Consider the following 1,018-nt stretch of genomic DNA (forward strand, 5'->3'; position numbering starts at 1 on the left):
CGTAGTCAAACGCTCTATCCAATTGAGCTACGGGCGCATCTATTTAAAACAAATATGGTGCCGAGGACCGGAATCGAACCGGTACGGTAGTCACCTACCGCAGGATTTTAAGTCCTGTGCGTCTGCCAGTTCCGCCACCCCGGCACATTAAAAAATATGGAGCGGAAGACGGGATTCGAACCCGCGACCCCCACCTTGGCAAGGTGGTGTTCTACCACTGAACTACTTCCGCATTAATGCGGGTGAAGGGAGTCGAACCCCCACGTCATAAGACACTAGATCCTAAGTCTAGCGCGTCTGCCAATTCCGCCACACCCGCATATTTAAATGGTGAGCCATGAAGGACTCGAACCTTCGACCCTCTGATTAAAAGTCAGATGCTCTACCGACTGAGCTAATGGCTCATGCTTAACACATGAACTAATTTAAATAGTTAGTTCATCTTTGATACCAACGCTTGTTTTCTCAAGGAATCTTATTCTACAACATTATTTATAATTCGTCAAAATCTAATTGTTGGTAACTTTTTAAAATGGTGGAGGATGCAGGGCTCGAACCTGCGACCCCCTGCTTGTAAGGCAGGTGCTCTCCCAGCTGAGCTAATCCTCCAGGGGTACTTGTACCTTAACGAAATCGCCTGACGGCGTCCTACTCTGGCAGGGGCAATGCCCCAACTACCATCGGCGCTGAAGAGCTTAACTTCCGTGTTCGGCATGGGAACGGGTGTGACCTCTTCGCCATTACCATCAGACAATTTTCAAGGACAAGTTATATTATATAATGTTTCTGTTAAAATGCAAGCGATTTTTTAAATTATTTACACCCTAAAAACTGAATAAGATGACATGAGTTTTTTTGACAAAGTTTTATTTCAATCTAGCTTCAGCTCCTAGCTTTTCGGTCGTTTCCCTTCTTAGTCGAAGACTAATGTCTTCTCGGTCAGAAGTTCCAACGCCTCTCAGTCAAGTCGCCTTTGCTTTATATTTATAGTTAAGTCCTCGATCGATTAGTATCCGTC

General features: G+C 45.2%; 5 tRNA genes and 1 rRNA gene. All 6 read right to left on the minus strand.

Features of this window, described 5'->3' with window-relative positions:
- Nucleotides 1-55: 55 nt before the first annotated feature.
- A tRNA-Leu gene (locus tag RZN25_18440) sits at nt 56-144 on the minus strand.
- Nucleotides 145-157: 13 nt separating this feature from the next.
- Nucleotides 158-232, minus strand: a tRNA-Gly gene (locus RZN25_18445).
- 5 nt (nt 233-237) lie between these two features.
- Nucleotides 238-319 (minus strand) — tRNA-Leu (locus RZN25_18450).
- Between the two features lie 9 nt (nt 320-328).
- Nucleotides 329-404, minus strand: a tRNA-Lys gene (locus tag RZN25_18455).
- A gap of 129 nt (nt 405-533) precedes the next feature.
- Nucleotides 534-609: transfer RNA gene (locus RZN25_18460), tRNA-Val, on the minus strand.
- A 26-nt stretch (nt 610-635) separates the two neighbouring features.
- Nucleotides 636-751 (minus strand): 5S ribosomal RNA (rrf, locus tag RZN25_18465).
- Between the last annotated feature and the right edge of the window lie 267 nt (nt 752-1,018).

Source organism: Bacillaceae bacterium S4-13-56 (genome assembly GCA_040191315.1).
GTDB lineage: Bacteria > Bacillota > Bacilli > Bacillales > JAWJLM01 > JAWJLM01.